Annotated in this window: 25 protein-coding genes and 1 tRNA gene; 19 read left to right on the top strand and 7 right to left on the bottom strand. The window is 69.7% G+C overall.

Annotated features, from left to right (window positions below):
- Positions 1-134: 134 nt before the first annotated feature.
- Genes LX16_RS13465 through LX16_RS13455 form a run of 3 tightly spaced genes read left to right on the top strand, consistent with a single transcriptional unit; the run spans position 135 to position 2009 of the window.
- Entirely contained in the window at positions 135-629 is a 495-nt protein-coding gene (locus LX16_RS13465; protein ID WP_147138744.1) for a hypothetical protein, read from the top strand.
- Positions 630-655: 26 nt separating this feature from the next.
- Entirely contained in the window at positions 656-1072 is a 417-nt protein-coding gene (locus LX16_RS13460; RefSeq protein ID WP_147138742.1) for a hypothetical protein, read from the top strand.
- 13 nt (positions 1073-1085) lie between these two features.
- Positions 1086-2009, top strand: a complete 924-nt coding sequence (locus LX16_RS13455; RefSeq protein WP_147138740.1) for a hypothetical protein — start codon at positions 1086-1088, stop codon at positions 2007-2009.
- 70 nt (positions 2010-2079) lie between these two features.
- Here LX16_RS13455 and LX16_RS13450 read toward each other — a convergent pair whose 3' ends face one another.
- Entirely contained in the window at positions 2080-5256 is a 3177-nt protein-coding gene (locus LX16_RS13450; protein WP_147138739.1) for an AfsR/SARP family transcriptional regulator, read from the bottom strand.
- Between the two features lie 239 nt (positions 5257-5495).
- Here LX16_RS13450 and LX16_RS13445 point away from each other — a divergent pair, with 239 nt between their 5' ends.
- From LX16_RS13445 to LX16_RS13425, 5 genes are all read left to right on the top strand, one after another.
- Positions 5496-7031 carry a dolichyl-phosphate-mannose--protein mannosyltransferase gene (locus tag LX16_RS13445; RefSeq protein WP_147138737.1) on the top strand — a complete coding sequence of 512 codons (1536 nt, stop codon included), beginning with the start codon at positions 5496-5498 and terminating at the stop codon, positions 7029-7031.
- A gap of 376 nt (positions 7032-7407) precedes the next feature.
- Positions 7408-7480: transfer RNA gene (locus LX16_RS13440), tRNA-Ala, on the top strand.
- Positions 7481-7927: 447 nt separating this feature from the next.
- Complete coding sequence (locus LX16_RS13435) at positions 7928-8383, top strand: nitroreductase/quinone reductase family protein (protein WP_147138734.1); 456 nt, start codon at positions 7928-7930, stop codon at positions 8381-8383.
- 87 nt (positions 8384-8470) lie between these two features.
- Positions 8471-8971, top strand: a complete 501-nt coding sequence (locus LX16_RS13430) for a hypothetical protein (RefSeq protein WP_147138732.1) — start codon at positions 8471-8473, stop codon at positions 8969-8971.
- An 84-nt stretch (positions 8972-9055) separates the two neighbouring features.
- Complete coding sequence (locus LX16_RS13425) at positions 9056-9643, top strand: hypothetical protein (protein ID WP_147138730.1); 588 nt, start codon at positions 9056-9058, stop codon at positions 9641-9643.
- An 82-nt stretch (positions 9644-9725) separates the two neighbouring features.
- Here the strand turns inward: LX16_RS13425 and LX16_RS13420 are convergent, their stop codons facing one another.
- From LX16_RS13420 to LX16_RS13410, 3 genes are all read right to left on the bottom strand, one after another.
- On the bottom strand, positions 9726-10202 hold the full coding sequence (locus tag LX16_RS13420; RefSeq protein WP_147138728.1) for an SRPBCC domain-containing protein: 477 nt from the start codon (positions 10200-10202) through the stop codon (positions 9726-9728).
- Positions 10199-10534, bottom strand: coding sequence for an ArsR/SmtB family transcription factor (locus LX16_RS13415; protein WP_147138725.1), 336 nt, complete (start codon positions 10532-10534; stop codon positions 10199-10201). Before LX16_RS13415 ends, LX16_RS13420 begins: the two co-directional genes overlap by 4 nt.
- 90 nt (positions 10535-10624) lie before the next feature.
- On the bottom strand, positions 10625-11551 hold the full coding sequence (locus LX16_RS13410) for a GNAT family N-acetyltransferase (RefSeq protein ID WP_147138723.1): 927 nt from the start codon (positions 11549-11551) through the stop codon (positions 10625-10627).
- A 120-nt stretch (positions 11552-11671) separates the two neighbouring features.
- Between LX16_RS13410 and LX16_RS13405 the strand changes: the two genes are divergently transcribed.
- From LX16_RS13405 to LX16_RS13395, 3 genes are all read left to right on the top strand, one after another.
- Positions 11672-11929, top strand: coding sequence for a hypothetical protein (locus tag LX16_RS13405; RefSeq protein WP_147138721.1), 258 nt, complete (start codon positions 11672-11674; stop codon positions 11927-11929).
- 131 nt (positions 11930-12060) lie between these two features.
- Positions 12061-14250, top strand: a complete 2190-nt coding sequence (locus tag LX16_RS13400; protein WP_147138719.1) for an alpha/beta hydrolase — start codon at positions 12061-12063, stop codon at positions 14248-14250.
- 99 nt (positions 14251-14349) lie between these two features.
- The gene (locus LX16_RS13395; RefSeq protein ID WP_147138717.1) at positions 14350-14976 is read left to right on the top strand and encodes a hypothetical protein; all 627 of its coding nucleotides are present in this window, start codon (positions 14350-14352) and stop codon (positions 14974-14976) included.
- Here LX16_RS13395 and LX16_RS13390 read toward each other — a convergent pair.
- A complete protein-coding gene (locus tag LX16_RS13390; RefSeq protein ID WP_147138715.1) occupies positions 14942-17995 on the bottom strand; it encodes an ATP-binding protein in 3054 nt (1017 codons plus the stop codon). The two genes, LX16_RS13395 and LX16_RS13390, sit on opposite strands and share 35 nt — an antisense overlap.
- 127 nt (positions 17996-18122) lie before the next feature.
- On the opposite strand from LX16_RS13390, the gene LX16_RS13385 reads away from it, so the two are divergent.
- The 8 genes from LX16_RS13385 to LX16_RS13350 all read left to right on the top strand — a co-directional run bounded on the left by LX16_RS13385 (position 18123) and on the right by LX16_RS13350 (position 23705).
- Positions 18123-18428: a YbaB/EbfC family nucleoid-associated protein gene (locus LX16_RS13385; RefSeq protein ID WP_158645588.1), complete on the top strand. Its 306-nt coding sequence runs from the start codon at positions 18123-18125 to the stop codon at positions 18426-18428.
- 6 nt (positions 18429-18434) lie between these two features.
- Positions 18435-18764: a hypothetical protein gene (locus tag LX16_RS13380; RefSeq protein WP_147138711.1), complete on the top strand. Its 330-nt coding sequence runs from the start codon at positions 18435-18437 to the stop codon at positions 18762-18764.
- A complete protein-coding gene (locus LX16_RS13375; protein ID WP_147138709.1) occupies positions 18761-19225 on the top strand; it encodes a hypothetical protein in 465 nt (154 codons plus the stop codon). The genes LX16_RS13380 and LX16_RS13375 overlap by 4 nt, the downstream gene beginning before the upstream one ends.
- Before the next feature lie 18 nt (positions 19226-19243).
- The gene (locus LX16_RS13370; RefSeq protein ID WP_147138707.1) at positions 19244-19963 is read left to right on the top strand and encodes a hypothetical protein; all 720 of its coding nucleotides are present in this window, start codon (positions 19244-19246) and stop codon (positions 19961-19963) included.
- A 201-nt stretch (positions 19964-20164) separates the two neighbouring features.
- The gene (locus LX16_RS13365; protein WP_147138705.1) at positions 20165-22192 is read left to right on the top strand and encodes a protein kinase domain-containing protein; all 2028 of its coding nucleotides are present in this window, start codon (positions 20165-20167) and stop codon (positions 22190-22192) included.
- A gap of 148 nt (positions 22193-22340) precedes the next feature.
- On the top strand, positions 22341-22598 hold the full coding sequence (locus LX16_RS13360; protein ID WP_147138703.1) for a hypothetical protein: 258 nt from the start codon (positions 22341-22343) through the stop codon (positions 22596-22598).
- A gap of 29 nt (positions 22599-22627) precedes the next feature.
- On the top strand, positions 22628-23281 hold the full coding sequence (locus LX16_RS13355; RefSeq protein WP_147138701.1) for a hypothetical protein: 654 nt from the start codon (positions 22628-22630) through the stop codon (positions 23279-23281).
- Entirely contained in the window at positions 23268-23705 is a 438-nt protein-coding gene (locus tag LX16_RS13350) for a hypothetical protein (RefSeq protein ID WP_147138697.1), read from the top strand. Before LX16_RS13355 ends, LX16_RS13350 begins: the two co-directional genes overlap by 14 nt.
- Before the next feature lie 98 nt (positions 23706-23803).
- On the opposite strand, the gene LX16_RS13345 is transcribed toward LX16_RS13350, so the two are convergent.
- Both LX16_RS13345 and LX16_RS13340 read right to left on the bottom strand, forming a co-directional pair.
- Entirely contained in the window at positions 23804-24079 is a 276-nt protein-coding gene (locus LX16_RS13345) for a DUF397 domain-containing protein (RefSeq protein ID WP_147138695.1), read from the bottom strand.
- A complete protein-coding gene (locus tag LX16_RS13340) occupies positions 24076-24936 on the bottom strand; it encodes a helix-turn-helix domain-containing protein (RefSeq protein ID WP_147138694.1) in 861 nt (286 codons plus the stop codon). The genes LX16_RS13345 and LX16_RS13340 overlap by 4 nt, the downstream gene beginning before the upstream one ends.
- Between the last annotated feature and the right edge of the window lie 213 nt (positions 24937-25149).

Raw genomic sequence — 25149 nt, 5'->3', positions numbered from 1 at the left:
CGGGAACCGGCCGTCGTCCCACCGGGCGGCGGCCGGTTCCGCCTTCCACCCGAAACGTGCAAGGTCCCCGCACCGGGGCGCGTCTATCGTTCGCAACTGCAACACCACCCCCACCGGAAGGCCACGGAGACGACATGGGCGCAGTCAGGGAAGCCCTGGAACGACTGACCGTGCGGTGCGACTCCCCGGACGGCCGGATACAGGCGGCGCTGCGGCGGCAGGAACTGTCGGTGCGGTTCCGCACGGGCGCTTACGCCCAGTACGGCGAGGAGGAACTGGCTGGCCAACTGTCCCGGCTCGGAACCGCCGCCTGGTCGGGATACCAACGGGCGTACGTGCGGATCATCGAGGACGCCGGAATGACGGTCCCCGACCCGGCCGACCGGCACCTCGGGCAGGGCTTGAGCGAGTTCCTGCACGCCCGTGACCGGATCGAGGTCGCGGCGCGTTCCCACAACGACCTGATCAAGGTCCACAGTGTGGCGATGCGGCTGTGGCGGGTGCGGATACGTCCCGGCGCCCTCGCCGTCCTCGACGAGTCCGGGTTCCTCGCCGAACTGCTCGACGTGGTCGCCGTCGTGAAACGCGACTTCGACACGCAGGTCGCGGAACTCAAACAGGCCGCCTGAGACACCCACCGACAGGAGCGAAGCCGATGACCGACGAACGGTTCCAGGTAGACGAGATACGGCTGTGGCAGATGGGCGGAGTGACGCTGCCGCAGGCGGCGCACTGCTTCGGGCTCGCCGGGAACTGGCTGCACACCACCTCCGCGTACCAGGACACCGCGTTCAGCGGGATGGACGGCCTCGGCGACCTCAAGAACGCCTGGATCGCCTACCGGAACCTGATCCAGGACGAGGTGGTGTGGCAGACCAACCAGAACCTGATCGCGGCGGGGACCGCCCTGACCGAACTCGCCGAACACATCGCCGAGACCGACACCGGCAACGGGGAACTCCTCGACTCGGTGAAGGAGGACCTGGCGAACGACCCGGTGGTGGGCAACCGGCCACCCGTCGAGGTGACCGAACCGGCGACCAGCGACGACCCACCACCGTGGACGGATTGAGGCGGAGGACACAGTGACCGACATTTCCGACGGCGCGATCACCCAGGCCGCCGAAGACCTGGTGAACGCGGTGTACCAGGCAGCCCTGGAACAGGCCACCGCCAACAAGGAGGGCGTACCCCGCCGCGAGATCAGCACCGACGACTACGCGCAAATCCGGGAACGCATCCTGGAGGCCACCACGCCCCACTACGACACCGCGAAGTCCATGTCGGACTTCCTCGACAAGGCGTGCCTCGAAGAAGGGCTGGGCGCCGGTGAGGTCGGCGCCGTCAGCGGTCTCGCGAGCTTCATCGGCACCGAGGACGGCCAGTGGCACGGGGAGACCGCCGGCAACTTCAGCAAGTACTATGTGGAGCCGTTCGACAACTGCCGTGACAACCAGATAGCGGCGATCCAGGAACTCAACTCGGCGACGCTCACCTACATAGAACTGTTGAAGGACCGGCGCCGCGACTACATCCAGGCGGTCACGACCACCACCGCGGCCGTCGACGCCGCCGTGGGCTGCGGCGGTGCCCAGGATTCGGTGGAACTGGCGGTCGTCGGCACCATCGTCGCCGTCGCCGCGGCGGTCCCGACAGGGGGCGCCACCCTCGCCGCCGCCCTGCCCATCATGTCGGCCGGCGCCACGGCCCTGTCCACCGGCGTCGCCGTCAAGCAGTACATCGAGGGCCCCAGCCCGGAGGGTCTGCTGAGGTCACTGGAGAAGACCCTCGACAACATCGACCAGGCCGTGAAGGACAAGGTGAGCGACCTGGCGTCGCTGCTGAACGAGAGCGTGGGCGTCATCGAGGGCCAGCTCATGCACGACCGTTCCAGCGGCACCGTCCCGTTCCTGCTGCCCCACGAACCCGACCCGGACGGGGGACCGCCCCGGGTCACCGACGGCGACCACACCGCCATCCAGGACGACTTCGTCCCGCCGTCGGACTGAACGCGCCGCCGATCTGGCATCCTCCGGTGTCGCAAACCCGGCGCCCCGGTGACCCCGCAACGACGCCGGGTCACCGGGCCGCCGGGGCCGGGCCGGGACGCAACACCGCGCCGGTCGCCGCCAACAGGCCGTCCGACTCCCCGGCCAGTTCGGCCCGGCGCTCCGGCGACAGTTCCGCCGACAGCGACAACCCCCGCGCCAGTTCGGTTAGCGCGCCCCGCAGCCGGAACTCCTCGACCGCTCCCGACACCAGTTCCCGCGCCGTGTCGGCCTCACCGAGCCGGTACCGGGCCGCCGCCTCCGCCAGCCGCGCCGACGCCGACAGCAGCCGGAACCCGCGCGCGTCGGCGTCCTCGGCGGCGTGGACGGCGGCATCCGCCGCCGCCGCGGCGTCCACCGTGAGCCGCGACTTGGCCAGCACGAGCCGCGCCTCGATCACCTCGTACGGCATCGACAGTTCGGTCGCCACCCGGATGCAGCGTTCGGCGATCGGTTCCGCGGTGGCGTGGTCCGGGGCGCTCCACGCCAGCGCCACCAGCGCCACCGGTTCCCGGACCGTCCCCTTGCGTTCGGTCATGACGGCGTGGGCCTCCCGCGCCGTCCGCCACGCCTGCGCCTGCTCGCCGCGTTCCACGTGGACCCTGGCGAGACCGGTGCGGGCCTGGCCGGCGTCGTCGGGCACCGTCGCCGCCGCCAGGCTCCGGCTCGCCGCCGTCCACGCCCCCGACAGGTCGCCGCACCACAACCGGGCCAGCGCCAACCCGAACCAGGTCGGTACCCGTTTGTTCGGTGAGTTCTCCAACAACCGCAGGTTGCGTTCCAACACCGCCACCGCCTGGCGCGGATCCCCCTGTTCCAGGTGGACCACGCCCAGGACGTTGCCGGCGATCATGGCCTGCCGCTCCGAGGGTGGTGTCACCACGGTCAACGCCCGCCGCGCCGACTCGGCCGCCGCCGGCAGGTCGCCGTTGCGGTGGTGCATGTCGGCCAGGCTCGCGTGGACCGTGGCGACCTGCCGCAGGTTGCCCGCCTCGGTCGCGGCCGACAGTGCCTTGCCCAGCAGGTCGGCGGCGGTACCGGAGTCGCCCATGATCTTGGCGTGCAACGACAGTAGGTAACTCATGCCGGCCACCGCGTCGGGTACGCCCGCCCGGGACGCCGCGGCCAGGCCCAGTTCGGCGAACTCGCGCCAGTCGGTCACGTTCATGGAGCGGGCCTGGTGGATCCGCAGTGCCTCGGGGATCAGCCAGGCGGCCGGAAGGCCCGAGGCCGCGGCCTCCCGCACCACCGCCGCCAGGTTCGGGTACTCGGCGGTGTACCAGGCGGCGGCCTCGGCGTCGTCGCCGAAGACCGGCAGGAACGGCGCCGTGTCGCCGGGGCTCGCCTGGATCTCGATGGTGTCGGTGCTCACGGCCTCCGAGGCGGCGCGCGCGGCGTGTGCGTACCAGTCGTGGAGTCGCGCCGAGGTCGCGGCCAGTTCCGTCGCCGTGCACAGTTCTCGCGCGTACTGGCCCAGCAGGTCGTGGAGTCTCACCCGGCCGGTTCCCGCCGGCTCCACCAGGTGGGCCGCCGTCAACGTCCGCAACGCGGACTCCACCTCCACCGGTGACAGGCCCGTCATGGCCGCCGCCGCGGTGGCCGGGACCGTGGGGCCGGGTGACACGCCGAGGCAGTGGAACACCGACTTCACCGGTTCGGGGAGTGCCCGGTAGGAACGGTCGAAGGCGTACCGGACGGCGGCGCCGGGGTCGCCGGGCACGGCGAGTGACCGCAGCCGTTCCGGTCCGGTCAGGTCGGCGACGTACTCGGCGATCGTGTCGGACGGCCGGTCGGCGAGGTTCGCCGCCGCGATCCGCAACGCCAGAGGCAGGCCGCCGCACAACGTGACCAGCTGGTCCACCGCCTCGGGTTCGGCCTCGCAGCGTCGCGGTCCGACGACGTCGGCCAGCAGCCGACGGGCCGACTCGTCGTCCAGCACCTCCAACGAGAGCGCGCCGGCGCCCTGCCACGCCGTCAATCCGGGCATGCGGTGGCGGCTGGTCACCAGGACGCAACTGCCCGGCCCGGCGGGCAGCAGTTCCCGCACCGGCTCGGGATCCGCGACGCTGTCCAATGTCAACAGTATTCGCCGGTCCGCCGTCAGCGACCGCCAGAGCCCGGCGCGGGCGGCCGTGTCGGCGGGAACGTCCCGGCCGGACACGCCCAGCGACGACAGCAGCGACGCCAGCACATCGTGCCCGGTCCTCGGCGGCCGGTCGTCGAAACCGCGCATCTCGCAGTACAACTGTCCATCGGGGAACCGGTCCGCGACGTGATGCGCCCACTGCAGGGCGACACTCGTCTTTCCGACGCCCGCCATCCCGGTGATCAACAGGATCGGCACCGGCTGCGCGGACTCGGCCAGCAGGGCGTCCAACCGGTCGCGGGCCGGGCCACGGCCGACGATCCCGGCGGGCGGGGCGGGAAGTTGACGCGGCCGGGCGCGTTCGGGTTCGGCGGCCCGCGCCGGGGCGCCACGCCGGATCCGGTCGTGTTGCTCGCGCACGGCGGCGCCCGGTTCCAGGCCGAGGTCGTCACGTAGACGAACGGTGAGCGCGTCGAATACGGCGAGTGCCTCGGCGCGGCGGCCGGCCGCGTGGTGGGCCCGCATGAGCTGCCCGTGGAAGGGTTCGTCGTGCGGGTGCGCCCGGCAGGCTGCGGTGAGCCGATCCCGCACCGACTCGTGGGCGCCCGTCTCCAACGCCGCCTCGAACAGGCCGAACAGCATGTCCCGGTGTTCCCGGCGCAGCGCGGTGCGGACGCCGCGCGCCCACTCCGTGTCGATACCGGCCAACGGGACGGACTCACCCCAGCCGTCGACCGCCTGCCGCCACAGTTCCAGGGCGGCGGCGTGGTCCCCGCCGTCGCGTCGCCGCCGGGCGTCCTCTGTCACGGCCCGCCACCGGAACAGGTCCACGGTGTCGGCCGGTGCGGTGAGGAGGTAGCCGTCCCTGCCGCCGCGCACGATCCCGGTTCCGGGGACGTCCTTCAGGAGGCGCCTCAACCGCGCGACGTGACCGTAGAGGCTGTCGTGGACACCTGCGGGCGGCGGGTCGCCCCACACCTGCCGCACCAGGAGTCCTCTGGGAACCACTCGGCCCGGCGACATCGCCAGGCTCGCCAGGACCGCCGACCGGTGCGCCGGTCCCGCCCTCACCCAGCCCCGGTCATCGCGGACCGCCACCTCACCAAGCAGCCTGATGCGCAACACAGCTCCCCTCGGGGGCCGGTCACCGCGCCACCGGCCGGCCCCGCTCTCGACCGGCCCCGGTCTCGTCGGACGGCCCGCCGCTCCACGGATCGCCAGAATAGACAGGACACCGGGCCGTCCGACACCACCGATCGACCCGAGTGGCCTCCATCGCCCGGGCGGTCGGCCGGTCCGCCGTCGCGACCGGCCGGAGACACCACCTCGGCGACTACCGGACACTCACTAAAATCCCCAGGATGAACGCCGCAGCGCTCGACACGCAACCGTCCGGCCTGCGCGGTTCCAAGGCCACCCCGCCGGTGACCGAGGAACTGCGCCGCCGGCTCAGCGGCGGGCCCCCGGGCGACCGACTGCGCGGCTGGATCACGGTCGCCGTCGTCACCGGGTTCGCGGCGGTCCTGCGACTCACCGGGCTGACCCACCCGAAGGGGCTCGTCTTCGACGAGGTCTACTACGCCCAGGACGCGCGGCAACTGCTGCAACACGGCGTCGAATGGAACATCGACGACGCCACCGGCTCCTACGTCGCCCACCCGCCGTTGGGCAAGTGGTGCATCGCGCTCGGCGAATGGCTGTTCGGCTACAACGAGTTCGGTTGGCGCATCTCGGCGGCGGTGGCGGGCATCGTCTCGGTGGCGCTGCTGACGATGCTGGCGAGACGGCTCACCGGTTCCACGATGCTCGGCGGGGCCGCCGGTCTGCTGATGGCGATGGACGGCCTCCACCTGGTGCTGTCCCGGACGGCGCTGCTCGACATCTTCCTCATGGTGTTCCTGCTCGGGGCGTTCTACTGCCTGGTCCTCGACCGGGACGCCCGGCGGCGGCGGTGGCTGACCGCCATGGACGCGGGTGTGGACCCGAGAGCCGGGTTCCGGCCCGCGTTCGCCGTCCCGTGGTGGCGGATCGCGGCCGGGGTGCTGGCCGGCATGGCGATGGGCGTCAAGTGGAGCGCGCTGTGGTTCATCCTGCTGTTCATCGTGTTGCTGTACGCGTGGGAGTACCGGCTGCGGCGTGAGGTCCGCGCCGCGAGCCCGGCCCGGGACACGCTGCTGGACGAGACGGGCTGGGTGTTCGCGTTCGGGATCACGTCGATCCTCACGTACGTGGCCACCTGGACCGGCTGGTTCGCTTCCGACGCGGGCTCCTACCGGCACTGGCGTGCCGAACAGGGCATGTCGGAGCCGCCGGTGCTGGGGGCGCTGCACAACCTGTGGGAGTACCACGTCAGCGTGTTGGAGTTCCACGAGGGACTCAACACCGAGCACACCTACCAGTCGTGGCCGTGGCAGTGGATGCTGGACGCGCGGCCGGTGGTCTTCTACTGGTCGTCCGACGTCGACTGCGGTGCCGAGCGGTGCGCCTCGGAGGTGCTGCTGCTGGGGACCCCGCTGCTGTGGTGGGTGTTCATTCCGGCGCTGGTCGCGTTGCTGTGGTGGGCGGCGTCGCGCCGCGACTGGCGGGCGTGGGCGGTGCTCGGCGGCGCGGCGGCGGGTATCGCGCCGTGGCTGCTGTACCCGGACCGCACGATGTTCTTCTTCTACGCGATCCCTGCGCAGCCGTTCCTGGTCCTGGCGGTCGTGTTCGCGATGGGGATGGTGATCGGTCCCGCGACCGCGTCACCGGAACGCCGTCTCACCGGCGCGTTGATCGCCGGGGGTTTCATGGTGTTGATCGCGTTGTGCTTCGCGTACTTCTGGCCGCTGTACACCGGTCAGGTGATGACGTACGAGGACTGGCACGCCCGGATGTGGCTGGGCAACAACTGGATCTGACCGCTACCACCCCCTCCACTGCGCCTTGGGTGGTCTAAGGCCCGCCTTGGGTGGTCTAAGGCCCGCCTTGGGTGGTCTAAGGCCCGCCTTGGGTGGTCTGAGGCCCGCCTTGGGTGGTCTAAGGCCCGCCTTGGGTGGTCTGAGGCCCGCCTTGGGTGGTCTGAGGCCCGCCCGAAATCGGACATAACGTCTTATTCGAGGCACATCGATGGGCCTGCGGCCACCCAAGGCGGAAAAGAGGGGCGGCGGTGGGGCGGGGCACGCCACCGGTCGGACGTCGGCGCGCGGTGAGGGCGGGTTCGCCCGAGGCGGGCAATACTGGAGTGAGCGGGTTCGGGCCCGTGTGTTAATGTGATCGCCGGTCACCCGACCACCAGGGGCTGTGGCGCAGTTGGTAGCGCGCTTCGTTCGCAACGAAGAGGCCAGGGGTTCGAATCCCCTCAGCTCCACTCCGGGTCCGTCACGCGGACCCAGGCGTTGTTGGTTGAGACAACATGACGGCGTCTTCCATTCGGAAGGCGCCGTTTCGCATGTCCGCCCGTCGCCGGCTCCACGGGCCGGCCCCCGGCGCGGTCACCGGTACACCCGGTGTCGCCGCCGCGAATATGTGCGGAGCCCCACGAGACCGGCCCACCGAGGCGGCGGTGCGCCCGTCAGCCCCGTCGATGCACGGGAACAGTCCGCAACCCGCAGCGAAACGCCGAGCCGGCGGCGGTGACCGTCTGGCAACCGCGCCATGACCGGAGCCGGTCATCGGACATCGCCACCGGAATCCGTCACCTCTCATCCGACCCGGTGGCGCGCCCCGGCCGATCGGCTTGAGACGCCCAGATCCCGTTGCCCCGTGGTGATGCCGCCGTTACGCTCACCATAGGACGATCCTGAGGAGCCCGCCGATGGCCGAGCACACCGCCAAGGTTCCGCCGCGCTGGTTCATCCGGCTGGCCTGGTCGGTCCATCGCGGGATGTACCGGGTCACCGGCGGCCGGTTCGGGCTCCGCCGGCCGAAGGGACGCCGCTGGGGGATGCTGCGGCTGACCACCGTCGGGCGACGCACCGGCGCGGAACGCAACGTGATCATCGCCTACCTGGAGGACGGCCGGAACCTGGTCTGCATGGCCATGAACGGCTGGGCCGACGCCGATCCGGCCTGGTGGCTCAATCTTCAGGCGCATCCGGAGGCGACGGTGCGGCTCCCGGGCGGGACGAGACGGATCCGGGCCCGCCCCGCTGTCGGCGCCGAGCGAGACCGTCTCCTGGACCGGTGGCGGGAGACCGACGACGACTTCGACGCCTACACGGCCATGCGTTCCCGTGAGACCGCGATCGTCGTCCTCGAACCCGCCGCGTAGACCGGTCGTGGCCCCACGGCGGCCGACGGCTCGCCGTGACGCCCCGGCACGGCGCACGCTCTCGGGCCGGTCGGGCATCCTCGACGGATGCGGCGACTACAGCGGGTCCTTGAGGACTTCGTCCACGACCTCGACCCGCATGTCGACGTGCCGATGGAGGCCGCCTTCGCGCTGGCCGACGGACTCGACTCCCCCGCCCTCGCCGAACTGGCGGGGCTCACGGCGGCGGACCGGGTCGAGATCCGGGAGCTGATCCCGGCGGTCGCCGAACAACTCGGCCTGGAGATACCGTCGCTGCGGGAGCTCGTCGCGCGCCGCGCCCGCGAGGCCGCGGCGGCATACCTGGCCGGGGAGCGCGATTTCGCGGCGGCCCTGTCCGACATCCTCGACCACTTCGCCCGGTACCGCGACGAGGGTGTCGGCTACCGGTGTTGTGACGGGATGCTGGCCCTACAGCTGTGGCGTGACGTCCCCGAGTACGGCGACGGGTTCGGGTCTCCGGAGGCTGCCGAGCGGGCGTTCCGGGAACGGGCCGTCGCGATGACCGACGGTTGTCCCGCCTGCCCGGGCAGGTCGCCTCGCGGGTGAGCCGCCCCGGGCGGTGGTTTTCGCGGAGGCGGTGGTCGGGGGTTCTCGGTTAGCCTGGTCCTCCGTCGTGAGAGGGGTTGTGGCATGGGCCGTGGGTTGGGGCGGTTCAGTGACGCGGACGATCCGATGCGGTACCTGCGGATCTGCCCGGCGCTGGTGCGGTGCCACCGCTGCGACGGCCTCGCGACCGTCCGATGTGGGCGGGCGTATTGCGGTGGATGCGGCTACAACGGCGTCCCCGCACCGGACCGCGTCATGCGTACGGCGAACCGGATCTCCACGCGGTGCGGGGACTGCGGTCAGTGGCTCACCTGGTGGGGAACCCGCAACGCCAGTGGTGTGAGACTGATGCGGTGCCGCTGCGGCTGGTCACGCCGGTTCGACATGACCGCGGTGCCGATGGGATCCCTGTACCGGGGCCAGGAACCGCGCACCGGCCTTCCGTTGTGGCTGCGGTCGGAGTTCCGGGGGCGGCTGCTGTGGGCGGTGAACGAGGCCCATCTCGACTTCCTCGAACGTTATGTCGCCGCCGGTGTCCGTGAGCAGAGCCCCGGTAACTCGACGTTGGCGAGCCGGCTCCCGGCGTGGATCAAGTCGGCCAAGCACCGTCCGGCGCTGCTGAGGACGCTCGGGAGGATGCGCGCGACCCTTCCGGATTCGCCGCGCCCCTGACTCCGACCCCCGCGTGTCACGAGGCGGTGTCGCGAGTCGTCTGCGGCGACCGGACGGGGGCCGCCCCGCCCGGTCGCCGGCTTCATCCGATCGGCCGCCCCTCCGCGACCGCGGCGAGCTGCCCGGTGGTGGCGCCCCAGCCGTCGGCGAAGCCCAGGTCGGCGTGGCGGGCGCGGGCGGCGGGGTCGCCGTGGCGCACGACGACCTGGTAGTGGGTGCCGTCGGCGTGGTCTCGCAGCGTGATCTCCGCGGTCATCGTCACCGGTTCGGGGTTCGCGGGACGCCACGCGCTGTCGATGGCGTTGGTGAACACGATCCGTTCCATCTCGTCGACGACGAGGAAGCTGGCGTCCATGTGTGGGACGAACGCGGAACCGTCGTCGCTCATGCCGGTGACCAGGGCGCCGCCGGGCCGAACTTCGAGCCGGTCGACGCGGCAGACGGTCGGAGCGGGAAGCCACCACTGCGCGAAGCGGGCCGGGTCGGTCCACGCGTTCCAGACCTTCGCGCGCGGCGCGCGGATCACCCGGTCGAGCGTGAGGTCGAGGTCGGGATTCATTGCTCCTCCTTGGTATCGGTGACCAGGCGTTCCAGCCGGTCGGTGCGTTCGTCCCAGATCCGGCGCTGTTGGGCGAGCCAGCCGTCGACGACGGCGAGGCGTTCCCGTACGAGTTCGCAGGTGCGTACCCGGCCGGACTTGGCCGTGCGGATCAGGCCGTTGGCCTCCAACACCCGCACGTGCTTCATGAAGGACGGCAAGGTCATCGGGAATTCGCGGGCGAGGTCGCCGACGCTCAGCGGCCCGCGCCCGAGGCGGCGGATGACGTCGCGTCGGGTCGGGTCGGCCAGTGCGACGAACACGCCGTCGAGCTCCACCGAATACTGTGCCATAAGGCTAAGTATTGCGGCAGAAAACACTTAGCGCAAGGGCTAAGTGTTTTCGGTTCGAGTGAGCCATGTCACGGTGGCTCACTCTCCGCGCTAGAGGCTGCGGCCGTACTGCCGGCGGGTGGCGAACCGGGTGTATCCGGCGCGTTCGAAGCCCTTGACCATGCCGGGGTTGCCGGCGTCGCAGTCCCCCCGGATCTCGTCGGCCCCGGCGGCGGCCAGCAACCGGGTTCCCCTGGCCACGACGGAGGAGGCGTAACCGTTGCCACGGTGGGCCGGCGCGACCCCGACGAAACCGATGATCGCGTACGAGGCGTTGCGGGCGGGGAGACTGATCGCCGCCGCGCCACCGTCCGGCGCGTAACCGATCTCGTACCACTCGTCCCGGTACGTGAAGCCCAGCATGTCGTTCCACAGCTGCTCGGCCGCGCCACGGGCACCCAGTTCATCCACTTCGGACTGCAACAACGCGTCACCGGTGTGCGGCAGCAGATCGGTGAGCAGATCGAGGAAGGGTTCACGACCGAGTTCGGCCAGCGACCGCCAGGTGAGCCGGTCCTCTCCCTCGGGCAGGCCGGCCTCGGGGGTCCACCGGTACCGGTAGCCGTCCCGTGCCAATGCGAACCCGTTGGCACGCAGCAGTTCGACGCGCGCCTCGGGATGGGTCTGCTCCTGCGGCGCCTGAGCGGGCGAGTCGAGAACGTGGCCCTGCGTGGTCGCGCCCAGTTCGGCGGCGAGGTGTCCGGCCCGTTCCAGAAGCAGGTGTCCGGTCGTGAGTCCCGGCTCGTCCCAGGGGGCTTCGAGCAACACGATGTCGCTGGGAGTGTCGGCGCCCGGCATCGACCACAGCGCGACTCCCCCGATGACCCCCTCTCCGGTGTCCGCGACCAGGCACCACTCCGGGCGGGTGCAGCCCTTGTCGAGCAGGTCGGCCAGATAGGCGGCCCGGGAGGCGTCGCGGTCGGTTTCCCCGGTGATCACCGGGAACTCGTGGGGGTGGGCGGGACGTACGACGGTCATGGAACTCCTCGTGTCATGGCTCGCCGCGGTTGGCGGCGGGCTCACCCTCTCACGGACGTGCGGATTCGGCACACCATTTGGAACCCGGACGTGTGCGGTGTCACCATCCGGTGGCGGCGGGTGGCATCCTGGTACGGGCTGCGAGAGGGGACGGTCATGAAGGCGATGGGCACGGGACTCTTCCTGGCGGGGCCGGTCATCGCGATCGCCGGTCCGGTGGTGGCGGCGCTCCAGGCGTTCCGTGGCGAGTTCTGGTGGCTGCTGGCGGTCCCGGTCGGGCTCGTCGTGGGCGGGCTGGCCCACTTCCTGGGGCTTTCGACGCTGTACGCGGCGGAGAAGACGAAGGACGCGCCGAAGGCAACCGCGAGTTGGGAGTGACGCACCACCGCGGACTCCGGTACACCTGAACGCCTTCGGCTCCCGATCCCGGGCGCCGCAACGGTACCGCGGTCCACGGGCCGCCCCGCCCGATACGTTCCCGAACGCAAATTCCGTCTTGTTACCATCGAATGCCGTCACCGGAAGGGCACGCCTTGACGACACCGGCAGATCCGAAGGGCCATGAGACGAAGCGACGGCGCGGGCTGCGCCGATGGGGCAGGATCTCGGAACGACCCCGCCCGGCGTGGTGGGGCGCGGCGATCGCGGTCGCGGTGGGCACCGCCGCCATCGTCACCTGGAACTACCTCGATCAGCTCGTGCCCGGCACGGGTGGCGTCCTGGCGACTCAGGCGCTCCTGAATCTGGCGATCGCGGCGGGCGCGGCGGCGGTCCTGACCGGCCTGTTGTTCGTCACGGTGGGCCGGTTCGCGGCGCTCCCGTGGTGGTACGTGTGGACGTCGGTCACCTGTGTGGTGCTGCTGGTGACCCTCGGTACCGGCGCGAGTCTCACCGCGTGGCTGGCCGCCGCGGCCGTGTTGTTCGTCGGCGGTTCGCTTCTGGGCGCGGCCGTGGGAGGTCTGCTCCCCCACTCCGGCCGCCGGCCCGTGAGCCTGCGGGACGCCCGGGTAGTGATGCCGGCCGTGGCGGTGGTGATCCTGCTGGTACCGGCGGTGTGGCTGACGACCGCCACCCAGGGGCCACCGACGGGACCCGACGTCGCGCCGGTGCCGTCGGCCGTGAAGGACGACCCCGCGGCGCCGGGTGGATTCCGGACCGGGTTCCTCACCTACGGCAGCGGTAGCGACCGGCGGGAGGAGTACGGGGAGTCCGCCGACCTCCGTTCCACCCCTGTGGACGGTTCACGCATTCTCAAGGGATGGAACGCGGACCGCCGGGAACTCTGGGGGTTCGACGCGGACGCGCTGCCGGTCAACGGAATGGTCTGGTACCCGAAGGGGGACGGACCGTTCCCGCTGGTACTCATCGCGCACGGCAACAAGAGCAGCGCCACCGAATCCGAGGCCGGCTACCGTTACCTGGCGGAACTGCTGGCAAGCCACGGATTCATCGTCGCGTCCGTGGACCAGAACTTCCTCAACACGGGACCGCTCGACCGTTCCGGCGGCCTGACCGGCGCCAACATCGCGCGCGGCTGGTTGCTACTGGAACACCTGCGGGCGTGGCGGGAATGGAACGAGGACCCGGATTCCGGCTTCGCGGGGAAGGTGAACCTGGACGACGTGGGTCTCGTCGGGCACTCCCGGGGTGGTGAGGCCATCGCCGTCGCCGCGCATCTCCAGACGCTCGACCGGCTTCCCGAGGACCATTCGGTCACATTGGACTACGACTTCGGGATTCGTTCCCTGCTGGCGTTCGCGCCCTCCGACGGCCAGTACCGGCCCGACGACGCGCCGATCACCCTCACCGACGTCAACTACCTCACCGTGCAGGGTTCGCACGACGCCGACGTCACCGGCTTCGAAGGACTCGACCAGTACGAGCGGATCTCTTTCACCGGAAGGGAACCCGCCGTCAAGTCCGCCCTGTTCGTGGAACGGGCCAACCACGGCCAGTTCAACACCCGGTGGGGGAACCGGGACGTCGGCAACGGACTCCCCAAGCACTTCATAGACACCGGCGCCCTGTTGGCCGCCGAGGAACAGCGCCGCGTCGCCCAGGTCTACGCGGTGTCGTTCCTGCGCGGCACCCTCACCGACGACACCCGGCTGCTCGACGTGCTGCGCGACCCCCGGGCGGCCGCCGACTGGCTTCCCGACACCGGATACGTCAGCCAGTTCCGCGACTCCGGGATGACCTCCGCCGAGGAGTCGGCCGTCATCCCGCAGGGATTCACCGCCGCCGAGACGATCCCGCTGCAGCTGCGCAACGGGCCGGGCGAGGACGAAGTGCGGTCGCTGACCTGGGAATCGGGCACCGCGGCGGCGTTGGCGGTGGAGACGGCTCCCGAACCCGAAGCCACCCACGTCGTGTTCGACGCCGTGGCGATGACCGGCGACGACGCCCTCGCCGACGCGATCACCGTCGAGCTCACCGACGACTCCGGTGACCGTGCCACCGTCCCACCGGAAATGCCGTTGCCGCACCTGGTGAACGGGCAGTACCTCAAGGCGGCGTGGATGCACACCGATCCGTTGACCGCGCCGGTGCTGCAGACGCACCGGATCCCGCTGACCGCCTTCACCGACGCGAACCCGGAGTTCGATCCCTCCCGCGTCGTCACGGTGACGCTGTCGTTCGACGACTCGGTCGGCGGCACGGTCCTGGTCGACGACGTCGGCCTGAACACCACCCCGTGACCCGGCCCCGGGTACCACCACCTTCGCGCCACGACCGGAAGGCCCTTGGCGCGAGACGGTGTCAGTGCGCTGTCAGCGCCGGGTGTGAACGTGACGGGCATGGACATGAGCACCAGCCGATTCCCGGCAGCACTCGACAACACCCACCCCACCACCACACGACACACCACCACCGGCCGTCCCCGCGTCGTCACCGTCGCCGCGATCCTGCAGTTCGCGGTCGCGGTCGGGTTCGCGAGCATCCCGGTCGTCCGCCTGATGTTCGGCGCCGACGTCCAGGCCGCTGCCGAAGCCGAGGCGGCCCGGCAGGGCCGGGATCCGGGCATCCTCACCGACGCCGGGTTGCGGTTCGACGAGACCGGCGTCGCGATCTGGGCACCGTTCATCGTGGCCGTGCTCGTCGCGTTGCCCGCCGCCCTGAACCTGGCCGGTAGGGGCAGAATCCTTTCGTGGGTCGTGTTGCCGCTGGTCCTGATCGGCAATGTGATGATCATGGCGAGCAACGCGGCCGCGGCCGACACCCTTCAGGCGTTCTTCGACGCTTCGAGCGACCCCGCGCTGTCGGGCCTGGACGCCACCGCGTTGCTGGCGGCCGCCTACTCCGCCTATCCCGAGTGGCTGTCCATCCTGGAGGCGGCATGGTCGGTCGTGATCGTGGGCGGCTGTGTCGGCGCGGTCGTCCTGTTGGCACTCAAACCGTCTCGGCTGTTCTTCCGCCGGAAGTGACGGTCAGCAACGCGATCGCGGTGCCGCGTTCCCTCGCGGCGCCGCGATCGTATGCCGCCTGGAACGCCTCCGGACGCATGGCCGCCCGGGTCCGCTCCGGTGTCCGCAGTGCCGCGTCATAGCCCCGCCGGTCGTCGGTACCGAGCAGAGCGGCGGCGACCCCCAGCAGGTACGCCGCCGTTTCCGGTTCCCCGTCGGCGACCGCGATCGCGGCGTGCAGCCGGGCCGCGACGGCCAGGTCCGGGCCGGCCGCGGCCTCGATGTGACGGGTCGGGAGCCGGTGCCACTGCCGCCGTGCCCGCGCGGTATCGCCCCGCAGCACCGCGGCGAACGAGCGCCACGCGGCACACCACACCCGGATCCGGGGTTCCAGAGCGGTGCCGTCGAAACCGGGCTCGACGGTGTCGAGTCGGCGCAGTGCCTCCTCGTGCTCGCCCGCGTACCACCGGACCTGGGCATCGGCCCACCCGACATAGGCGAGCGTGCGTCGTTCCCGGTCGGTGTCGGCGCGTTCGGCGGCCAGCGCCAATGCCCGCGCAGCCGGATCGCGCGCGCCGGCGCGCGCCTCCTCGACCGCCAGTTCGGCGTAGGTCTCGGCGGCGTCGGCGGCGGTTCCCAACTCGTCGAGGTGACGTGCCGCCCGCGACAACGCGTCCCGGGCGGCTTCCCGGTCACCGTGCCGGGACCGGTGCTCGGCCCAGATGCGCAGCGTGTTCGCCATTCCCCATCGGTCGCCGAGCCTGTCGAACTCGTCGCGGGCACGCATGACACGGTCCATGGCGTCGCTTCCGGTGACTCCGGTGTCGACCGACAACAGCAGCGCCATACCGCGTTCCCAACCAGGCCGGCCGTCGGTGTCGACGATCCCGGGATCGGTGAGGAAGGCCGGCGCGACGGCGAGCGGAATCCGGCCGGGTGGGTCGTCGACGGTCCGGGCGGCGGCGAATGCCTCGGTGACGAGCCGTGCGCCGCCGCTGAAGTCGCCGGTCTCGCACCGTGCCATGCCGGTCAGGGCCAGCACGGCGGGTCGCCATCGTGGCGGCAGGCCGGGCGAACGCATCACCGTCGCGCCGGTCCAGTGCAACCGTTCGGTGTGTAGGCCACGCAGATGCCAGTACCAGAACAGCGCGACCGCCAACCGGACACCGAGTTCCGGGTCTGTCCCGTCGTGTGCGACGCGCAACGCCGCCAACAGGTTGTCGTGTTCGGCGTCCAATCGAGACAGTGCGCCGAGTTGGCCGGCGCCGCGCAGCTCGGTGTCGGAGGTCTCGACGAGTTCCAGGCAGTAGCGCACCATCCGGTCGAGGGCGACGGTCTCGGCGTTCCCGGCGGCGGCGAGCTGTTCACGCGCGTAGGAACGGATCGTCTCCGACATCCGGTACCGGTCACCGTCACGCTCCATGAAGGACTTGTCGATGAGTCCGGCCAGCACGTCGAAGTCACCGACCCGGTCGAGCGTCACACCGCCCGGGAAGACCGACAAGGTCGTCGCGAGGTCGCGTTCGGCCGGTGACAGCAGTTCCCAGCTCCACTCGATGACGGCACGCAACGTGCGGTGTCGTTCCGGCGCGGCCCGGTTACCACCGGCCAACAGCGCGAACCGGTCATCGAGCCTGGCGGCGATCTGCGCCGCGTCCAGAGCCCGCATCCGCGAGGCCGCGAGCTCGATGGCCAACGGGATGCCGTCCAACCGCCGGCAGATCTCCACCACGACCGGTGTGCTCGCCTCATCAAGGGTGAAACCGGGCCGCACCGCCGCGGCGCGCTCACGGAACAACCGGACCGCGGCGGCGTCGGCACCGTCCCCTGGCAACGCCGGCAACGGATACAGCCGTTCACCGTCCACGGTCAACGCCGCCCGGCTGGTGGCCAGTATCCGCAGTCCGGGACATTCGCGCAGCAACCGGACCGCCGATTCCGCGACCGCCGCCACCTGGTGCTCACAGTTGTCGAGGATCAACAGCGCCCGCTGGTCGGCGAAGTACTCCACCAGTCGACCGGCCGCGTCGAGGGCCGACGGCTCCAGCAGACCGGCCTCCCGAGCCCCGATCGCCCGCAGGATCGCCGGCGCGACATCCCCCGGCTCGGCGACCCCCACCAGCTCGACCAGCCAGGTCCCGTCGGGGGCAGTGGAATCGGCGCGCGCCGCCAACTCCGTGACGAGCCGGGTCTTTCCGGCACCGCCCGGCCCGGTCACCGTGACCAACCGGCCCGCCGACAACGCGGCGGCGACGGCGGCCAGGTCGTCCTCCCGGCCGATGAAACTGGTGAGGTGGGCTTTCAGGTTGGTCCTGCGACCACGCACGGGCGTCGCCGTCGCCTGTTCCCGCCGCAGGATCTGTAGATGGAGTTCCGCCAGTTCCGGCGACGGATCGACACCGAGTTCGTCGGCCAGGCGTTCCCTCACCTGCTCGTACATCGACAAGGCGTCGGCTTGGCGGCCCGCCGCGTACCACGCCCGGATCAGCAGTGCCTGCCAACGCTCGTCGAGTGGATGCGCCGCCGCCAACGGTTCCAGCTCCGTGAGGACGTCCACACCCGAGGCGATCTCCCGGGCGATCCGGTCACGGGCCGCCTCCCGCCGCAGGCCCTCCAGCCGTATCCCGGCGGCCTCGGCGAACCGGTACTCCAGCAGGTCGGTCAGCGCCGGCCCCCGCCACAACGCGGCGGCCTCCCGCAGCGCCGCCAGGTCACCGTGCCGCCGTCCGGTCTCGCAAAGCCGTTCGAACCTGGCCACGTCCACGTCGTCGGCACCGACGTCGAGCCGGTAACCGGCCGGCCCGTGCACCAGCCGCCTTCCGCCGATCACTCGCCGGACCCGAGACACCAACGCCTGCAACGCGTTGGGGCTCGGTGGCTCGTCACCCCAGATGGCGTCGGTGAGGCTGTCCACCGGCACCTCCCGCCCGGGGGACATGGCCAGCCGCGCCAGCAGCGCCCGCAACCGGGTTCCGGTGATCTCGACCGGCCGGTCCTCGTCGTCATGCAGCCGGAACGGGCCGAGCAGGAGTACACGCATGCCGCAAGTGTGCCCACCCCGCCGCCCCGGCCGCCGGGTCGAGGCCACGTTCGGGGGCCGCGACCTAGCTCGCACCTAGTCGGCGGTGGCATACCGTGTTGGCTCCTGCGAGGGGAAAGGAGTAGCCGTGGCGGATCCGAAGATCACCACACTCGTGAACAGGTTGAGACGGGGGCACGAGCCCTTCGTCGACCCCACCCACGATCGTCATCCGGCGCTGGTCGCCGAACTCGCGAAGGCCCACGTCGACGTGAGCCTGCCGGACGGTTCCGTGAGTTGCCGCATGAACGCGACGGGCGAACTGGAGTCGTTGACGTTCAAGCCCGGTCTGCTGCGGGAACGTTCTCCTGCGACGATCGCCAAAGCCGTCACCGCGCTGATCCGGCGTACCGAAGAGGTGGTCGAAGAGTCGATCGCCATGGTGAGGAGGTAGGGAGACATGACCACACCCGATGTCACCGAATGGGTCTCGGCGTTGCGGTCGGCGACCGACCAGGCTCACGACCGGCTCCGTTCCGCCAGGGAGAACGCGGTCGCCGCCGAGTACTCGCTGATCTCGGACGACCGGATGGCGCGGGTGCGATTCGACGGCGCGTTGAGGCTGCGGGGTTTCGACATCAAGCCACCGGCGGTCGACCACTACTCGGCCACCGAACTGGCCTCACTGCTGACCCGCCTCTACAACGACGGTCGCCGTCACGCCTTCGACCAGCGTGAGAGGGACATCGACCGGGACTTCCGCCCCGACCGCACGGAGGAGGAGAAGTGAACCAGCCGTTCAGTGCACGCGGCCAGTGGATCAACGGATTGCGATCCCATTTCGACGATCACGTGCTGCAACTCCAGGACATCCTTCCGATGCTGGGCAACGCGGCGACGGCCTACACCGAAGGCGCCAGGCTCAACGTCCGGCCGATATTCGAAGGGGAACACGCCGTGGCGGACCCGGGCGAATTCGGTGGCACGCCCTCGACGCCGGCCGGCGCGGTACGTATCGCCTCCGGACCGCCGGCACCCTGGGCCGCCGGTATGACCGCTGACTGGAACAACGCCGTCCACGGACGTGCCGCCGACGCCATAACGGTGTCCGATCAACTGATCCGGCTCAACGCCATCATGGTGCGGTTCCTCAACGAGACCGAGTCCGCCGACTCCGAACTGGGCGTCAAACTCACCGACCACGGCAAGAAGGTACGTCTGGACTGGCTTTCCAACCTGAAGCCCGAATGAGACGAGAGGGGAAGAGGCATGGGCAAGGGACGTGACGACCTGATCGCCTTCCAGAAGAACCACGCCGACGACATCGAAACCGCGGACGACCTGGTACGGCAGTACATCGTGCCCTCGGGCAAGGATGCCGCGACCTACCTGCCGAGCACCATCATCGGTTGGTTCGCGGCCATCGACACCGACGCCCTCCGCAGGCGTTGGAAGATCATCGACGAACTGGGCACCGACGGGAAGAACCCGTACGAGGACATCTTCGGCGCCCCCACGTTCAACAACACGATGGAACACTGGACCGGGGAGACCGCCACCGGACTGGCCAGGTACGCGGTCGGGCGCGGCGGCGGCGAGTACTCGTTGCAGGCGTACATCAACGACGTGGTGGCGAAGGCCAAGGCCCACGCGAAGGCCGCCGAGAACTTCATCACCGAACTCGGCGCGCGGCAGGAGGCGATGGCCGGCGTGTGCAACGAGACCATCAAGGGCCTGAACGGACGCCTGTGGCGGGAGGCGGGGAAGATCATCCTCACCGTCGGGTTGGCCGGTTCACGCCAGGACGCCGTGCTCCAGTCGATCGGGCAGTTCTACTCGGCCGCGGTCGATGAGGCCGAACACGCCCGCACCAACTCGGAGGTGCTGCGGACCCATGGCGCGTTGATGAAGAACGATGCGGGTCCACGCATCAACACACCGGCGTTGAAACTCGGACCCACCGACAGGAACCGGCTCGCCGGAATCTGACCGTCCTCGTCGGCGACGTCGGCCCGGTCACCACCCCCTGACGGCGCCCCATGCGCGGCCTGCTTGCCGTTTCCCCACGCCTGGTGGCCCGACCAAGCAGTACATGCGCCCCACCGAGCCCCGCACGGGTCCGCGACGCCCCGTCATGTGCCGGGGGCCTCTAGACTCCTTGGTGGACAACACATCACCGGGGAGGTCAACGTGAAGCCACTCGACTCCTCGGATCCGGCGAAGGTGGGGCCGTACCGGACGCTGGCCGTGCTGGGCAGCGGCGCGATGGGGCGGGTGCTGCTGGGCCGCGACGCTGAGGGGACGCTCGTCGCGGTCAAACGTGTCCACGCCCAGTTCAGTGAGGACGACGGCTTCCGGGCCCGGTTCCGTCGTGAGGTCATCGCCTCGCGCCGGGTCCGCGGCCGGTACACCGCGAGCGTCGTGGCCGACGACACCGACGCGCGGGTGCCGTGGATGGCGTCCGAGTACGTCGACGGCCCGACCCTGCAGAACGCGGTCGACACGGGCGGACCGCTCGACGAGACCGCCGTGTTCCGGCTCGCCGCGTGGCTCGCGGCCGCCCTAATGGACGTCCACCGGGCGGGACTGATCCACCGGGACCTGAAGCCCTCCAACATCCTGCTCACCGACGACGGCGTGAAGGTCATCGACTTCGGAATCGCCCGAGCCGTCGACGCGAGCACGTTGACCGGCACCGGAACCGTCATGGGTTCCTACGCCTTCATGGCGCCCGAACAGATCCTGGCCGACAAGGCCGAACCCGCCAGCGACGTGTTCGCGCTCGGCGCCGTACTGGGCTTCGCCGCCACCGGAACCGGTCCGTTCCACGCGACCTCGGTCCCCGCCATCACGCACCGCATCCTCAACGACGAACCACGGCTCGACGGCATCGGCGCCGACCTGCGCGGCCTGATAGCACCGTGCCTGGCCAAGGCTCCCGGCGACCGGCCGAAACCGGCTGACCTGATGGCGGCCGTCCCGCCGGACCTTTCGGAGGCGCCCGGCGAGACGCCGCGCCTGTGGGGCGCGGCGGTACACCGGCTGATCTCCGCACAGCGCGCCGACGTCGCCGCGTGCGTCGATCGCACCCATGTCACCGACACCGTCGTCGATCCCGGCGAGACCGTCGTGGACGCCGCGTCGGCCGGTTCCCGGGTGCGGCAGCCGCCATCGGACGGGACGGGCGACTCCTCGAAGACGCCCGACGTGACGCCGTACGTGCGGGACATGGCGGAGAAGCTGGGCGTCGACCTGTCGGTGATCCGTGGGACCGGCCCCGGCGGTGCCATCCGGGCCACCGACGTCCGGACCGCCGACGAGGCCGCGCGCGCCGCCCGGCGCGCCCGCGAACGCGCCGAGGCGAAACGCAAGGCCGAGGCGGCGCGGAAGGCCGAGGCGAAGCGCAGGGCCGAAACCGCGCAACGGCACCAAGGTCGTACGGCTCCGAAGGCCACCGGCGGCGGCGCCGCAAGCAAGTCCACAAGTGACAGGCCGCCCCGGGCGGCCGGCGGCGGTGCCGGGACCGCCCCGAAGAAGACCGGCACCACGCCGTCCTCGACACCGCCGTCCGGGTCGTCCGGGGCGTCAGCGTTCTCCGGGTCATCCGGGTCGTCAGCGTCCTCCGGGTCGTCCGGCTCGTCAGCGTCGTCCGGGTCGTCCGGGTCGTCAGCGTCCTCCGGGTCCAAGAAGCAGGAGGACACCAACTGGGGGGCGATACTCGGCGTCATCGGCGCCATCATCCTCGTCGCCTTCCTGATCGATCAGGCGTCCGACGAGTCGTCCGACGACACCTCTGGCGAAACCTCGACCACGGATACGTCGAGCTATGAGCCGGACACCGATTACGACACCGACTACAACGACGTCGCCGACGACGAGGTCGAATACGACCCGCCCACCTCGGAGGCGCCCGACCCCACCGCCGGATGTTCCGAGGCCGCCGACACGGTGAGCATCTATGTAGACCGGGCCAACGCGGCGATGGAGGTGGGGGACAACGCGGGCGCCGTCGACGCGTTCCAGAGCATGGCGAACCAGTTGAGGTACGACGCGCTGCTCGCGAACGACGACCTCGTCGCGCTCAGCATCGACATCCTCGCCGACGACTCCGAACGCCTCGCCACTGCACTCGCGTACCAGGACAATGCCAGCTACGCCCACTGGCGAGAGGTGTGGACCGGCGACCGTGACGACCTATGGGACACCTGCTACGGCTGACCCGGAGCCGACTCGGAGACCCGCGCCACCGACCGCAGCGCGGAAACTCAACCGCTACTTCGGCTCGCGCCCTGGGGGTTGGCGGGGCGGCGTGTGGTTTGTACGGTGTCGGTGACGGGTTTCTCTTGTGTGGAAGGTGTGGGGTGGTATGGCGTCTATTGATGATCTGGTGGCGTCGATCGATGGTGATGTCGCTGCGGGGAACGGGTTGGCGGGTCAGGTCGAGGCGTCGCGGGCGATGGCGGAGCAGTTGACGGGTGTGTTGATGGGCCTGGCGGTGGAGGGGGTGGCGGCGCAGGTGGATCTGTGTCGGCGGGAGTTGGAGGCGGCGTTGGGGTTGCAGCAGGCTCTGGTGGCGAAGCTTGAGGAGGCGCGGGCGGCTGCGGAGTTGGCCAGGACGATATGAGCGGTGGGAATCTGAGTGTCCGGGATCTGGTGGCGTTGATCGCCGCGGCGCGTGATGCGGCGGGGCGGGTGCGGGACGGGATCGCCGGCAGTGTCGCCACGGGTGGGGAGGCGCTGGACCGCCTGGGCGCGGCGGGGATCGGTGGTAGCGCCGCCGGTGCCGAGACGATGCGGGCGGTGGAGTTGCTGGGTGAGGCGCTGTCGGAGGCGGAACACCTTGACGGGCATCTGGAGAAGTGCCGCTTCATCGCCATGTCCGCCATCACCGGCCTGTACAGCAACGGCACCGGCGGCTACACCGTCCCCAAATCCGGCACCCAAACCGACGACCCCACCACCTGGGAACGACCAACCGACGGCGGTGAACTGACGGATCCTGAGCGGAAGCGGCGGTCGCGGCTCGATCGGGCGATGCGGTCGATGAGTAAGAACGCGGACGACCTTCAGAAGTCAACGAAGGACGTCACGAATCAGACGGCCAAGATCTTCCGCGATTTCAAGGGGCCAGATCCGGCGCAGACAGTCACGCATACGGCCGTGCCTGACCCGGTTGTCCAGCCGCAGATGAAGACACCGCACGGTGACATCGTTTCCAGTGTGCTGTTCACCGGTGTTACAGCGGTGCTGGGCGTGGTAGAACTCCGGAAGCGACGGCGTAGGAAGCGAGACGATGAGCAAACGTGACAAGTACCGGCAGATGCTTCGTGCCGGTCTGGTGGGCGACTACGACACTGCCGAACGGTACGGTGCCGAACTGGGTGAGGTGTCGTGGCAGGACTCGGGCGTACTGGTGAACGCGCTGTTCACTCTGACTGTTCAAGACAAGTTCGACGATGACGCTGACCGCGACGATATCCGGGCGTTCGTTCGCCAGCTTCTCGACGACTACAGCACAGCGGATCCGCCGCTGAAGCCGTTGATGGCCGAAGGCTTGATCCGGTCGGTCCTCGGTGAAGACGAGCTCTACCGCGAGATCGACAAGGTCGAAGCGATTCCGACGCAGACAGCGATCGCGTACAAGCTCGTCAGCGACGCCAACCTGTCCACCGAGCAGATCGACGAGCTGTTGGCCGATGCCAGCGAGCTAGCGGACCGCTGGTCTAACTGACCAACGATCGCTTGCGCAAAGTCAAAGGACATTGGTCTCAAAACGGCGTGTTCAGGGTCAATATCCTTTGGCTTCTTCGGTACAGGGCGTGATCCGGTTCAGGAATCAACGTCGCTGTTCTTGATGGCAGTGAGCATGCCCCGCCAGTTTGCGGCCGAGGTGGTAAGGACCGGGCCGGAGGGGGCCTTGGAGTCACGAACGGCGACACCGGTAAGCATCACGCCGACCTCGACGCAGTTGGCACCGTTCGCGCCGCTACCGCTACGCCTGCGCTTGGTCCATGCCGCGACCTCGACGCAGTTGGCATTGCCGCCGCTGGCGCTTCGGAGGCTGCGCCGCCACTGGAGCGCGGCAGGGGGTGGCGCGTTGGTCATTCGAGTTCCTTCACAATGTCGACGATCATCGATCGCGATTCTCCCAGGGAGAGAGCGGATCGTTCAAGCTCGTTGAACACGTGCACGAACTTACTCACGCGGGTCTCTTCTTCGAAGAACGTGCGTCCGGCCAGATTCTCGACGTATGCGACCTCGGGGTAGGGATCCGGCATCCCGAAGAGGGTGAAGGGACCGTGGTGTCCGGGATCTGTCGGTGCATCCATAGGCAGGACACGCAGCCGTACAGCTCCGGCGTCGCAGAGTTGCAGTAGCGATTCGAGTTGTGCCTGCAACGTCTCTGGACCGCCTATCGGCCGTCGAAGTGCCGGCTCTTCGACGATGACGCTCATCGGAGTAGGCATGTCGGACGTGACGATGCGTTGCCTGGCTTGTCGCACTTCAACCACTCGCTGAACCTCGGCGTCGGTAGCTGTCCCTCCGAGTTCGCGCCGAGTGAGGGCTTCGGTATACGCGGACGTCTGTAGGAGTCCGTGGATCAGGAGCGGTTCAAAGATTCTGATCTGGACCGCCTGCGATTCGAACCAGGTGTAGTCGATGAACTCGGTGTCCAGTCCGGTGACGTCCAGATCGGACCAGTCTTTGCGCCATGCATCTTCAGACAACCTCAGAAGGAAGTCCCGCTCCTGCGTGCTGGAAACCCCGTAGTAGTCCAACAGGTCCTTGACGTAGGAGCGCCTGATTCGGTGGGTTCCACGCTCGAATCTGCCGAGCGACGTCTGATCCAGCTGTAGGTATTCACCAGCGTCGGCCAATGTGTAACCAGCTCGATGCCGCGCTTCCCGTAGACGTTCACTCAGCCACCGCGAACGCAACGAGATCGCCGGATTCTTGGTCATCAGCGGTCCTCCGAATGTGACAGACAGGCATTGTGCCTATCCGGCATGCATGCTAACGTAATCGTGTTACTACAGCAACTTGGAGTGATCTGAGTGGTTGTGGAGGCTTCCCGGTTTCCGTCTTCGGGCGGTGAGTGGGGAGGGAGAAGACCGGGACGGGTCTGAAGTTTGGCGACTCTTCCCGTCCCGGTCCTTCAACAAACGGAACTCGCG

The organism is Stackebrandtia albiflava, from assembly GCF_007994225.1.
GTDB classification, from domain to species: Bacteria; Actinomycetota; Actinomycetes; order Mycobacteriales; family Micromonosporaceae; genus Stackebrandtia; species Stackebrandtia albiflava.
Note: the sequence above shows the minus strand (reverse complement) of the source record. Positions and strands in the feature narration are given on the sequence as shown.

Excerpts from the sequence above, each read along its gene's own strand:
- LX16_RS13425 (WP_147138730.1), top strand. The coding sequence starts at position 9,056 with ATGGGCCGTGGGTTGGGGCGGTTCAGTGACGCGGACGATCCGATGCGG.
- LX16_RS13340 (WP_147138694.1), bottom strand. The coding sequence starts at position 24,936 with ATGACCAAGAATCCGGCGATCTCGTTGCGTTCGCGGTGGCTGAGTGAA.
- LX16_RS13345 (WP_147138695.1), bottom strand. The coding sequence starts at position 24,079 with ATGACCAACGCGCCACCCCCTGCCGCGCTCCAGTGGCGGCGCAGCCTC.
- LX16_RS13390 (WP_147138715.1), bottom strand. The coding sequence starts at position 17,995 with ATGCGTGTACTCCTGCTCGGCCCGTTCCGGCTGCATGACGACGAGGAC.
- LX16_RS13370 (WP_147138707.1), top strand. The coding sequence starts at position 19,244 with ATGGGCAAGGGACGTGACGACCTGATCGCCTTCCAGAAGAACCACGCC.
- LX16_RS13445 (WP_147138737.1), top strand. The coding sequence starts at position 5,496 with ATGAACGCCGCAGCGCTCGACACGCAACCGTCCGGCCTGCGCGGTTCC.
- LX16_RS13465 (WP_147138744.1), top strand. The coding sequence starts at position 135 with ATGGGCGCAGTCAGGGAAGCCCTGGAACGACTGACCGTGCGGTGCGAC.
- LX16_RS13435 (WP_147138734.1), top strand. The coding sequence starts at position 7,928 with ATGGCCGAGCACACCGCCAAGGTTCCGCCGCGCTGGTTCATCCGGCTG.
- LX16_RS13400 (WP_147138719.1), top strand. The coding sequence starts at position 12,061 with ATGCCGTCACCGGAAGGGCACGCCTTGACGACACCGGCAGATCCGAAG.
- LX16_RS13395 (WP_147138717.1), top strand. The coding sequence starts at position 14,350 with ATGGACATGAGCACCAGCCGATTCCCGGCAGCACTCGACAACACCCAC.
- LX16_RS13360 (WP_147138703.1), top strand. The coding sequence starts at position 22,341 with ATGGCGTCTATTGATGATCTGGTGGCGTCGATCGATGGTGATGTCGCT.
- LX16_RS13415 (WP_147138725.1), bottom strand. The coding sequence starts at position 10,534 with ATGGCACAGTATTCGGTGGAGCTCGACGGCGTGTTCGTCGCACTGGCC.
- LX16_RS13380 (WP_147138711.1), top strand. The coding sequence starts at position 18,435 with ATGACCACACCCGATGTCACCGAATGGGTCTCGGCGTTGCGGTCGGCG.
- LX16_RS13420 (WP_147138728.1), bottom strand. The coding sequence starts at position 10,202 with ATGAATCCCGACCTCGACCTCACGCTCGACCGGGTGATCCGCGCGCCG.
- LX16_RS13460 (WP_147138742.1), top strand. The coding sequence starts at position 656 with ATGACCGACGAACGGTTCCAGGTAGACGAGATACGGCTGTGGCAGATG.
- LX16_RS13350 (WP_147138697.1), top strand. The coding sequence starts at position 23,268 with ATGAGCAAACGTGACAAGTACCGGCAGATGCTTCGTGCCGGTCTGGTG.
- LX16_RS13430 (WP_147138732.1), top strand. The coding sequence starts at position 8,471 with ATGCGGCGACTACAGCGGGTCCTTGAGGACTTCGTCCACGACCTCGAC.
- LX16_RS13410 (WP_147138723.1), bottom strand. The coding sequence starts at position 11,551 with ATGACCGTCGTACGTCCCGCCCACCCCCACGAGTTCCCGGTGATCACC.